We start from the raw sequence: 9,276 nt of genomic DNA, 5'->3' as shown, positions 1-9,276 counted from the left end.
CCGGCGTCCACCCCGGCGGCCGTCATTGCCGCGCTGCCCGCCACGACGAGGGCGGCGTTCGCGACGACTGCGGTCGCCAGGGCCGCGGTCAGCGGGGCGCGCCGGCCCACCGCGCCGGCCAGGACGAGTTCGGTGCGACCGTTCTCCTCCTCGCCCCGTGTGTGCCGGACGACGAGGAGAACGTTCATGAACGCGGCGGCGACCAGCAGGTACAGCCCGTACTGGTTCGCGACGAACGCCTCGAGCGTGGGGTCGTCCATGCCGTAGCCGGGACCCGACATCATCACCCCTGCCGGGTTGTCGGCGAAACCGGCCACGCCGCGGAGGTCCTCGGCGGCCGGATACGCCAGCTGCAGGGCGGCGACGAAGTACGCCGCCAGGGCCGAGATGCCGATCACCCACAGCGGCAGCTTGATCCGATCCCGGCGCAGGTCGAAGCGGACGAGGGACGCGGTCCCGGTGAAGGTGTTCATCGCACGCCGCCCACGCCGGCGATCTGTCGATCGCTGCCGTAGTGGCGCAGGAACAGCTCCTCGAGCGACGGCGGTGCGCTCTCGAGGCTGCGGACGCCGTACTCCGCGAGCCGGCGGACCACCTCGTCGAGGTGACCGTTGTCGACCTCGAACACGGTGTGCCCGTGCTCGTTTCGCAGTGCGTGCACGCCCTCGGCCTGCGCCAGGCCGGACGCGTCGAGGTCGGTGCGGACCGTGATCGTCGACCGGGTGAGATGCCGCAGCTGGGCCAGCGACCCGGATTCCACGGTACGTCCGTCCCGGATGATGGTCACGGTGTCGCAGAGCTTTTCCACCTCGGCGAGGATGTGACTCGACAGCAACACCGACGAGCCGCGCTGCTTCGCTTCGGCAACACAGTCCTGAAACACCCGTTCCATCAACGGGTCGAGGCCGGACGTCGGTTCGTCGAGGACGAGGAGCTCCACGTCCGAGGCGAGTGCCGAGATCAGCGCCACCTTCTGGCGGTTGCCCTTGGAATAGGCGCGGCACTTCTTGCGAGGGTCGAGTTCGAAGCGTTCGACCAGCTCGGTGCGGCGCGCACGGTCGGCCCCTCCCCGCAGGCGGCACAGGAAGTCGATGGCCTCGCCGCCGGTGAGCGACGGCCACAGGTCGATGTCGCCCGGGACGTACGCGAGGTGCCGGTGCACTTCGACGGCGTCGCGCCACGGATCGAACCCGAGCACGGATGCGGAGCCGCCGTCGGCGCGCAGAAGCCCGAGCAGGATCCGGATGGTCGTGGACTTGCCGGCACCGTTGGGGCCGAGGAAGCCGGCCACTTCACCGCGGCCGACGTGCAGGCTGAGACCGTCCAGCGCGGTCGTGGCGCCGAACGTCTTGGTGAGGTCGTGGACCTCCACGATCGTGTTCATGATTGTGTCCTGGGGTAGGCGGGTTCCGGATCAGGAAGGGGGAGCGGCGGATTCGCCGCCCCCGGCGGCCGCCGGCGGGTCCGGGACGTACATCAGGTAGTCGTCGAGCAGCTTGCGGCTGGTGAGCAGACCCTCGGAATACAGCTCGAGGGCCGGTGCGGTGACGGTCTCGGTCAGGTGCCGGAAGAACCCGGTGAAGTCCCCGCCCCGCAGGAGTTCCGGGTGCAGGGTCATCTGCAGCAGCATCGACCCCACGCTCATGCCGGTGAGCAGGCGGGCCCGGGCGCGGTTGTCCCGGGAGGGCCGGATCAGCCCGTTGCGTTCGCCCTCTGCGAGGTAGTCGACCACGTCGTCGACCAGGTGATCGAAGAACTCCGCCGCGCTTTCGCCGCCGGCCTGGAAGGTGCGGGCGACGTAGACGGCGAGCGGGGCGTACTGCTCGGCCCGCCCGAGTTGCGCCAGCCACGGACCGGAGTCGCCGGTGGCGAGGGTCGTCCGCTTGGAATCGCGGATCTGTCCCAGGACCCACTCGTCGCACGCACGTCGCAGGTCCTTCTTGGACCCGAAATGGTGCACGATCAACGCCCCGCTCACCCCCGCGTCCGCGGCGATGGTCCGCAGGCTCGCGTCGAAGCCGTCGCGAGCGAAACGGAGGATTGCGGCCTCCCGGATGCGCGCCGCGGACGTGAGGTCCCGGCGATCGGCTGCCGAGAGGCGACCCGGCGTTGAACGCATGGTCAGTATATTAACCGCGTGTTCAATCGTCGGCAAGAGCCGGGAGGAGGCCCGCCCCGACGCGCCTACGGCGGACCCTTCACGCGGGCGTTGTCGAGCATGCGCATCACCCTCGTCGCGCTCACCCCGTGCACGAGGACGGAGAGGACGACGGTGAAGGCGACGGCGGCCCACAGCTCCTGCTCCTGCGCGATGTCGAGCTCCGCCGCCGCGTACGCGAGGTAGTAGACGGAGCCGATCCCGCGCACGCCGAAGAAGGCCGTGACGCGGCGTTCGCGGACATCCATCTCGCCACAGCCCAGGAGCGAGACCCAGCCGACCACCGGCCGTATCACGAGGACCAGGGCGGCGCCGACGAGAACCGACCCCCACGACAACTCGGCGAGCAGGCCGGTGGTGAGGCCCGCCCCCAGCAGGAGCAGGACCGCCAGCGTGAGGACGTGCTCGAGCTGCTCGATCAGGCTGTGCATCTCGGCGTGGTACTCGTGTGCGCGTTCGATGCGCCGCATGGCCACGGCACACACGAACACGGCCAGGAAGCCGTAGCCGCCGATCAGTTCGGCGATTCCGTACACCGCGAACGTGGCGGCGAGCGCGACGATCGGTTCGCCCCGGTCGGCCAGCCGGACGTGCTCGACGGGGAAGTGGAACACCGCCCGCCCGACGAGATGGCCCGCCAGCCCTCCCACCACGGCGCCCAGGACGATCTTGCCGAGCAGCTCCCACAGCACCCAGGAGACGATCCAGTCCTCGATCGGTCCCTTCGTGAACAGGAACAGCGCGAGGTAGACGAACGGGAACGCCAGCGCATCGTTGAGGCCGGCCTCGGAGGTGAGCCCGAACCGCACTTCGTCGTCTTCGCGGTGGGAACCCTCCCCGGACGTGGGGCCCTCGACCTGCACGTCGGACGCCAGCACGGGATCGGTGGGAGCCAGGGCGGCCCCGAGCAGTACCGCGGCCGCGGGGGTGAGGGCCGCGGCCCACCAGCCCAGCACCGCGACGGCCGCGATGCCGAGGGGCATCGCGATCAGCAGCAGCCGCCGGGTGGACTTCCACGACCGCCACCCGAGGGGACGGTCGATCGCGAGGCCCACGCCCATGAGCGCGACGATCACGCAGACCTCGCTGAGGTACTCCGCCACGGCCGGGTGCCCGCCGGGAGTGAGGGCTTCGGCGTTGTCGAACAACAGCCCCAGCACCGCGCCGGCCACCAGCACGATCATGGGTGCCGAGATCGCCCGGTTGTGGAACAGCCGCGGCACGGTGACGGCGAGAAGCAGCGCGAGCCCGGCGGAAACGTAGATGATCGCGGTGTCCAGTGCCGTGGCCTTCGTTCGCTGCGACGTGGTCGGCGCAAGGATGCCCAGGCGACCGTCGTCCGAAACGCGCGCCCCCGCGCCACCGGGTCCCGGTCAGATGTCGAAGAACACGGTCTCGATCCCGCCTTCCGGGGTGTCCTGCAGACGCACGTCGAAGGTGTAGACCACCTTGCCGTCGCGTTCGGAGCGCTTCGCGATCAGCGTGTCGCGGCGGACCTCCCACTCGATCCCGTCGAGTACGGGGTCGGCGGCGTTGGCGTCGGCCTCGTCGTCGAAGTAGACCCGGGTGTGCAGGCCGATGTTGATGCCCCGTGCGAACAGCACCATGAGGATGTGCGGGGCCTGGAACCCGCCGACGTTCGCCGGCACCGGTCCCGGTTTGATCGTCTCGAAGGTGTAGACGCCGGTGTCGAAGTCGCCGCCCGTGCGGCCCCAGCCGCGGAAGGTCGGATCGATCGCCCTGTCCTGGGCGTGTCCGTCCTGGGTGTCGCCGGGGTGGGCGTACCTGCCCGCGGCGTTGGCCTGCCAGATCTCGATCAGCACGTCGCGCACGGGCGTGCCGGTGCCGTCGAAGACGCGGCCCTCGAGGGTGATGTGCTCGCCCTTCGTCTCCGGGGCGGTCAGCACGTTGCCGAAGTTGTTGTCGAAGATGTCGAACCCGGCCTGCTGCGGTGCGAGCCCGATGTGGACGTACGGGCCGCCGGTCTGCGAGGGGGTCTCCGGGCGGCGCTCGATCATGCTGTGCGGGGAAAGGCTCATCGGGGGGCTCCGGGGAGGTTGGCGTTGTCGAAGAAGGTGGCGCGGCGGCCGCGCAGGGTGAGGTCGAAGCGGTAGGTACGCGCGTCGAAGGGGGCGTTGTTGGCGGGATCCTCCTGCGCGATCAGGCTGCGCAGCTGGTCCAGCGTCGGGATGGTCTTCGCGATGGGGCAGCGCTCGATGAGCGGGTCGCCCTCGAAGTACATCTGGGTGATCAAGCGCTGCGCCCAGCCGGTGCCGTGGATCGAGAAGTGGATGTGGGCGGGCCGCCAGGCGTTGGTGCTGTTGGCCCACGGGTACGGCCCGGGCTTGATGGTGCGGAAGAAGTAGTAGCCGTTGTCGTCGGTGATCATGCGGCCGCAACCGCCGAAGTTCGGGTCGATCGGCGCGAGGTAGCGGTCCTTCTTGTGGCGGTAGCGTCCGCCGGCGTTGGCCTGCCACGCCTCGACCAGGGCGCCCTTCACCGGGTTGCCGAACTCGTCGCGGACGTAGCCGTGCACGATCAGGCGCTCGCCGATCGGCAGGCCGTCCTTGGCGAAGTTGAGGATGAGGTCGTTGTCCTTCTCGCCCAGCTCGCGACGGTCGAAGACCGGCCCGGTCGTCTCCGAGAGCGTGTTGCGCGGCGCGATCAGGGCATTGCGCGGGGAGCGCAGCACCGACGTGCGGTATCCGGGGGTGAGGGCGGGCGGGTGCTGAGTGTGGTCGCGTTCGACGAATTCGCCGGACGCGGCGCCGGGGGCGGCGATGATCATGAGGCGGTACTCCTGGGGACTGTCGCACTGCGACGGACTGGATGCGATCCACGTTATGGGTGAGCATGAGTCATGTAAATTGACGGTTTCGGCCGAATTTCATAACCTGCAGTGATGGAACGCGGTTTCGTGCCCCCGGTCGACCGGGCGTCGCGGCTCCTGGATCGCATCCGGTTGCGCCACCTCACGTGCTTCGTCGCCGTCGCCCAGGAGGGCAACCTCGGCCGGGCCGCCGGCCGGCTGCATCTGAGCCAGCCGGCGGTCACCAAAACCCTCAACGAACTCGAATCCCTGGCCGGCCTGAGCCTGGTGGACCGCGGGCGGCACGGCGCCCGGCTCACCCCCGCCGGCGAGGAGTTCCTGGGCCACGCCGTCGAGGTCACGGACGCGTTGGCGTCCGCCGCCCGCGCCCTCTCCGGGACCGGGCAGCCGGCCGTCGCCCCCGTGCGGGTCGGCGCCCTGCCCACCGTCGCGAGCACCCTGCTGCCCGGTGCGGTCACCCGGCTGCGGGACCGGCGTCCGCACGTCGGCGTGCAGATCCGCACGGCCCCGAACACCGCACTTCTGGGCGCGGTGCGCGCCGGCGAGCTCGACTTCGTCCTCGGCCGGATGGCCGACCCGGAGACCATGCAAGGGCTCTCGTTCGAACTGCTGTACGCCGAGTCGCTGGCCCTGATCGTGCGCCCGGGGCATCCGCTGGCCGGGGGCCCGGTATCGGTGCCGGCGGTGCTGAACCACCCCCTCGTCGTCGCCACCGCCGGAACCGTGCCGCGGCACCACACCGAGGGCTTCCTCGCCCGGCACGGCCTGCGGCTGCCGTCCGGCAGCGTCGAGACCCTCGACGTCTCGGTCGCGCGCGGGCTGGTGCGCGCCGGCGACGCGGTGTGGCTGACACCCGAGCGAGTGCCGCAGGACGACCTCGACGACGGCACGCTCGTGCGGCTGCCGGTACCGACCCCGGGCACCGCCGAACCCGTCGGACTGCTGCGCCGCAGCAGCGCGGACACCCCCGTCGTCGCGGACGAGCTCATCGGGATCCTGCGCGAACTGGCCGTCGGGTGATCATGGCAGGATCTCCCGCATGGCTGAACAGACTTCCGACACGCCGACGACCGAACTGTGGGTCGAGCGCACCGGCACCCGCCGCTACACGGGCCGCAGCTCCCGAGGTGCCGAGGTCCTGATCGGGTCGGAGACCGTCGAGGGTGTCTTCACCCCCGGCGAGCTGTTGAAGATCGCGCTGGCGGCCTGTTCGGGGATGAGCTCGGACTTCCCGCTGTCGCGCCGGCTCGGCGACACCTACGACGTCACGATCCGTGTCTCCGGCGCCGCGGACCGGGAGAACGAGGTGTACCCGCACCTCGTCGAGGAGATGGCGCTGGACCTGAGCGAACTCGACGAGGAGGCGCAGCAGCGCCTCGTCGCGCTCGTCGAGCGATCCGTCGACAAGGTGTGCACCGTCGGCCGTACGCTCGAGGCCGGCACCGAGGTGACGCTGAAGATCGTTCCGGACGCGTGAGCGGTGGATCTCGGCAGGGAGGGCGGATGATTCGTACAGCGGCCGGACTCGCGCTCGCCGTGGGGTTCCTGGCGGGCGGGGCGCCGGCGACGGCCGCGCCCGCTCCGGCGGACTGCGCGCCGTGGCGGGTGGACGTCGTCGCGTCCGGGCTCGGCGTGCTCGAGAATCTCGCGTTCGACGGTCGCGGCCGGCTGCTGGCCTCGGCGTCCACCCCGGCCGGCGGCGGGTCGCTGCTGGCGCTCACGCCCGAGGGACGGGCCGACGCCGTGGTGGCCGAGGTCCCGGCGCCCGGCGGCATCGTCGTCGACGACGGCACGGCGTACTTCACGACCGGCAACGGCACCGTCTCCGGACTGCTCGGCCGCACCGACGGCACCCTGGAGGCCGTCGACCTCGACACCGGGACGCGGCGCACCGTCGCGTCGGGTCTGACCATGCCCAACGGTCTCGTCCGCCTGCCCGACGGGGACTTCCTCGTCAGCCGGAACCTGGGCAGCCCCCCGGGCCTGACGCGCGTCCCGGTCGAGGGTGGGGCCCCGGAAACGATCCGCACCGACCTCGGCTCCGTCAACGGACTCGCGGTCGACGGCGAAACCGTTTATGCAGCTACGACTTTCGATCCGACTACCCGAATTCACGCGTTGAACGCCGGCGACCTCACCGGTCCGGTCCGGACCCTGGACCCGTCCGGGCCCGGGCCCCTCGAGACCGCCGACGATCTCGACGTCGGACCCGACGGCGCGTTGTACGTCCCGCTCAACGTCGCCGGGAAGATCCTGCGGGTCGACCCGGTCACCGGCACCGGCTGCGCGGTCGCCACGGGGGTGCCCTTCGTCTCCGCGGTCGCGTTCGGCGAGGGCCCCGGCTGGGACCCGGACGTCCTCTACACCACCGGCTTCGACGGCGCCGTCCACGCCGTCCGTCCGGTCCGCAGTTCGGGGGAGCAGCCATGACGCAGTCGCCGCCGGACGCCGTCCGGCTCACCGCCTGGGTGCACGGGCGCGTGCAGGGTGTGGGGTTCCGCTGGTGGACGCGGTCGCGAGCCCTCGAACTCGGCCTCGCCGGTCACGCCACCAACCATCCCGACGGGCGCGTGCTCGTCATCGCCGAGGGCCCCCGCGACGCCCTCGAACGACTCCTCGCCGCGCTGCGCTCGGGCGAGACCCCGGGAGAGGTGCGGCTCGTGGTGGAGAGCTGGGAGCCGACGCGCGGTGACCTGACCGGCTTCGTCGAGCGGTGACGGCCCGCCGGTAAGGTTTTCGCACATGTATTTGAAGGGTCTGACGCTCAAGGGCTTCAAGTCTTTCGCGTCCGCGACGACTCTGCGGTTCGAACCGGGCATCACGTGTGTCGTGGGGCCGAACGGTTCCGGCAAGTCCAACGTCGTCGACGCCCTCACCTGGGTGATGGGGGAGCAGGGCGCCAAGGCGCTGCGCGGCGGCAAGATGCAGGACGTCATCTTCGCCGGGACCGCCGGCCGGCAACCCCTCGGCCGTGCCGAGGTCACCCTCACCATCGACAACTCGGACGGCGCGCTGCCCATCGAATACTCCGAGGTGTCCATCACCCGGCGGATGTTCCGCGACGGGGCCGGCGAATACGAGATCAACGGGAACTCGTGCCGGCTGATGGACGTGCAGGAACTGCTGTCCGACTCCGGCATCGGCCGCGAGATGCACGTCATCGTCGGTCAGGGCCGCCTCTCCGCCATCCTCGAGTCCCGGCCGGAGGACCGCCGCGCATTCATCGAGGAAGCCGCCGGAGTCCTCAAGCACCGCAAGCGCAAGGAGAAGGCGGTCCGCAAGCTCGACGCGATGCAGGCCAACCTCGCGCGCCTGACCGACCTCACCGCCGAGCTGCGCCGGCAGCTCAAGCCGCTCGGCCGCCAGGCCGAGGTGGCGCGCCGCGCCCAGACCATCCAGGCGGACCTGCGCGACGCCCGGCTGCGGCTCGCCGCCGACGACCTCGTGACCCGGCGCTCCGAGTTCGCCGACCAGGACGAGCAGGAACGCGTCCTGCGCGAGCGACTCGACCACGTCTCCGCCGAGCTCGACGACGCCAACGCCGAACTCGCACGCCACGAGGAGGCGGTCGCGCGACTCACTCCCGGCGCCGAGGCCGCGTCACAGACCTGGTTCCGGCTCTCCGCGCTCGCCGAACGTCTCGGCGCCACCGTGCGCATCGCCCAGGAACGCGCCCGCCACCTCGACACCGCCCCGGCGGTCCGCGACGGCCAGGATCCGGACGAGATGGAGGCCCGCGCCGACCGCATCGCCGAAGAGGAGGCCGAACTCCTCGAGGCCGTCGAGGTCGCCCACGGCACCCTCGAGGCCGCGAAGGAGCAGCTCGCCGTCCAGGAGGAGGCCGCCGCGGCCGCCGAGCGGGCGCACCTGGCCGCAGTGCGGGCCGTCGCCGACCGGCGGGAGGGACTCGCGCGCCTGGCCGGACAGGTCGACACCGTGCGCACCCGCGCCGAGTCCATCGACGCGGAGGTGGCCCGGCTGACCGTCGCCATCGAAGAGGCCCGGCTGCGCGGTGTCGCCGCCCAGGCCGAGTTCGAGACGGCCCAGGCCCGCATCGACGACCTCGACGCCGGCGAGATCGACGCCGACGCACAGCACGAACGCGCCCTCGAGGCGCTGCGACTCGCCGACGCCCGCCTGAAGGAACTGCAGGACGCCGAGCGCGCGGCCGGCAAGGAGGTCGCCTCCCTCGGGGCGCGCATCGAGGCGCTGGCGATGGGTCTCGAACGCAAGGACGGCGCCGCCTGGCTTCTCGAGCACCGCCCCGACCTGGGATTGTCGGGTCCCC

At 71.3% G+C, this 9,276-nt stretch carries 10 protein-coding genes and 1 pseudogene; 5 read left to right on the top strand and 6 right to left on the bottom strand.

Features of this window, described 5'->3' with window-relative positions; all coding sequences use genetic code 11:
- From CQZ88_RS30650 to pcaH, 6 genes and pseudogenes are all read right to left on the bottom strand, one after another.
- Positions 1–473, bottom strand: a pseudogene (locus CQZ88_RS30650) (hypothetical protein); the annotation flags it as partial.
- The gene (locus CQZ88_RS07840; RefSeq protein ID WP_006933653.1) at positions 470–1,384 is read right to left on the bottom strand and encodes an ABC transporter ATP-binding protein; all 915 of its coding nucleotides are present in this window, start codon (positions 1,382–1,384) and stop codon (positions 470–472) included. The gene CQZ88_RS07840 and the pseudogene CQZ88_RS30650, both read right to left, overlap by 4 nt.
- A gap of 30 nt (positions 1,385–1,414) precedes the next feature.
- A complete protein-coding gene (locus CQZ88_RS07835) occupies positions 1,415–2,119 on the bottom strand; it encodes a TetR/AcrR family transcriptional regulator (protein WP_006933655.1) in 705 nt (234 codons plus the stop codon).
- Positions 2,120–2,184: 65 nt separating this feature from the next.
- On the bottom strand, positions 2,185–3,423 hold the full coding sequence (locus CQZ88_RS07830) for a sodium:proton antiporter (RefSeq protein ID WP_102799541.1): 1,239 nt from the start codon (positions 3,421–3,423) through the stop codon (positions 2,185–2,187).
- A gap of 108 nt (positions 3,424–3,531) precedes the next feature.
- Positions 3,532–4,197: a protocatechuate 3,4-dioxygenase subunit alpha gene (gene pcaG / locus CQZ88_RS07825; protein ID WP_006933660.1), complete on the bottom strand. Its 666-nt coding sequence runs from the start codon at positions 4,195–4,197 to the stop codon at positions 3,532–3,534.
- Positions 4,194–4,946, bottom strand: a complete 753-nt coding sequence (gene pcaH / locus CQZ88_RS07820; RefSeq protein WP_006933662.1) for a protocatechuate 3,4-dioxygenase subunit beta — start codon at positions 4,944–4,946, stop codon at positions 4,194–4,196. Before pcaH ends, pcaG begins: the two co-directional genes overlap by 4 nt.
- Positions 4,947–5,060: 114 nt before the next feature.
- Between pcaH and CQZ88_RS07815 the strand changes: the two genes are divergently transcribed.
- The 5 genes from CQZ88_RS07815 to CQZ88_RS07795 form a co-directional block, all read left to right on the top strand.
- Entirely contained in the window at positions 5,061–6,008 is a 948-nt protein-coding gene (locus tag CQZ88_RS07815; protein WP_029543200.1) for a LysR substrate-binding domain-containing protein, read from the top strand.
- A gap of 19 nt (positions 6,009–6,027) precedes the next feature.
- Entirely contained in the window at positions 6,028–6,465 is a 438-nt protein-coding gene (locus CQZ88_RS07810) for an OsmC family protein (RefSeq protein ID WP_006933666.1), read from the top strand.
- A gap of 26 nt (positions 6,466–6,491) precedes the next feature.
- Positions 6,492–7,418 (top strand): SMP-30/gluconolactonase/LRE family protein, encoded by a 927-nt coding sequence (locus tag CQZ88_RS07805; RefSeq protein WP_006933668.1) that lies wholly within the window; start codon positions 6,492–6,494, stop codon positions 7,416–7,418.
- Positions 7,415–7,705 carry an acylphosphatase gene (locus CQZ88_RS07800; RefSeq protein WP_006933673.1) on the top strand — a complete coding sequence of 97 codons (291 nt, stop codon included), beginning with the start codon at positions 7,415–7,417 and terminating at the stop codon, positions 7,703–7,705. The genes CQZ88_RS07805 and CQZ88_RS07800 overlap by 4 nt, the downstream gene beginning before the upstream one ends.
- A 25-nt stretch (positions 7,706–7,730) precedes the next feature.
- On the top strand, positions 7,731–9,276 hold a 1,546-nt coding region (locus CQZ88_RS07795; protein ID WP_180986972.1), incomplete at its 3' end, for a chromosome segregation SMC family protein.

The sequence above is a fragment of the Rhodococcus sp. ENV425 genome (genome assembly GCF_002887785.1).
Lineage (GTDB): Bacteria > Actinomycetota > Actinomycetes > Mycobacteriales > Mycobacteriaceae > Rhodococcus > Rhodococcus aetherivorans.
The sequence above is the reverse complement of the archived record's forward strand: the minus strand, read 5'-3'. Positions and strand labels throughout refer to the sequence as shown.

What these genes read in the sequence shown, in the direction of transcription:
- CQZ88_RS07840 (WP_006933653.1), bottom strand. Translation starts at nt 1,384, where the DNA reads ATGAACACGATCGTGGAGGTCCACGACCTCACCAAGACGTTCGGCGCC.
- CQZ88_RS07835 (WP_006933655.1), bottom strand. Translation starts at nt 2,119, where the DNA reads ATGCGTTCAACGCCGGGTCGCCTCTCGGCAGCCGATCGCCGGGACCTC.
- pcaG (WP_006933660.1), bottom strand. Translation starts at nt 4,197, where the DNA reads ATGAGCCTTTCCCCGCACAGCATGATCGAGCGCCGCCCGGAGACCCCC.
- pcaH (WP_006933662.1), bottom strand. Translation starts at nt 4,946, where the DNA reads ATGATCATCGCCGCCCCCGGCGCCGCGTCCGGCGAATTCGTCGAACGC.
- CQZ88_RS07815 (WP_029543200.1), top strand. Translation starts at nt 5,061, where the DNA reads ATGGAACGCGGTTTCGTGCCCCCGGTCGACCGGGCGTCGCGGCTCCTG.
- CQZ88_RS07810 (WP_006933666.1), top strand. Translation starts at nt 6,028, where the DNA reads ATGGCTGAACAGACTTCCGACACGCCGACGACCGAACTGTGGGTCGAG.
- CQZ88_RS07805 (WP_006933668.1), top strand. Translation starts at nt 6,492, where the DNA reads ATGATTCGTACAGCGGCCGGACTCGCGCTCGCCGTGGGGTTCCTGGCG.
- CQZ88_RS07800 (WP_006933673.1), top strand. Translation starts at nt 7,415, where the DNA reads ATGACGCAGTCGCCGCCGGACGCCGTCCGGCTCACCGCCTGGGTGCAC.